Source organism: Empedobacter sp. UBA7494 (assembly GCF_002478465.1).
In the GTDB taxonomy this organism is placed as follows: Bacteria; Bacteroidota; Bacteroidia; order Flavobacteriales; family Weeksellaceae; genus Empedobacter; species Empedobacter falsenii_B.
Map to the genome: position 1 here is coordinate 4,950 of NZ_DLOC01000087.1, position 530 is coordinate 5,479.

The 530-nt window shown below is 22.8% G+C and carries 1 protein-coding gene; it reads left to right on the plus strand.

Features of this window, described 5'->3' with window-relative positions:
* The first annotated feature begins 84 nt into the window (after window positions 1-84).
* Entirely contained in the window at window positions 85-369 is a 285-nt protein-coding gene (locus B4E95_RS10335; RefSeq protein WP_291091429.1) for an NUDIX domain-containing protein, read from the plus strand.
* The last annotated feature ends 161 nt before the right edge of the window (window positions 370-530 follow it).

The window sequence follows — 530 nt, forward strand, 5'->3', positions numbered from 1 at the left end:
TTTGGAGAAACGTTATTACGTCAAAGATTATGTTAAATAGAAAATGATTAAATTTATACAAAGATAAAAAGAAGTGTATAAAGAATATTTAACTCCAATTTCCATAAAAGGAATAATCGAAATGAATGGGAATTACCTGGAGGAAGATTAGAACCAAATGAATTGCCAGAAGAAACTCTTGAACGTGAAATTTATGAAGAATTAAATATAAAGTGTAAAGTTTCAAAAATTGTTGATTCTTGGGCTTTTGGGGTTATTCCAATTAAAACTGTATTTATTGTTACATATTTAATTGATGTAAATAGTATTCGGTACAATGTTATAATAAGTAAAGAACATTCAAATTTTGGATTATTTAATTTTGGATAATTAGAACATATGGATATTCCGATAGGATATCTAAATTCTATAAAAATATCTAAATAGGAGATTGTTTTAATCCTTACTTAACATAATAAAGATTATTAGCATTAATATTTCATAGAAATAATAATGTTATAATATATATTATGTTAAATTGAATAAACTTA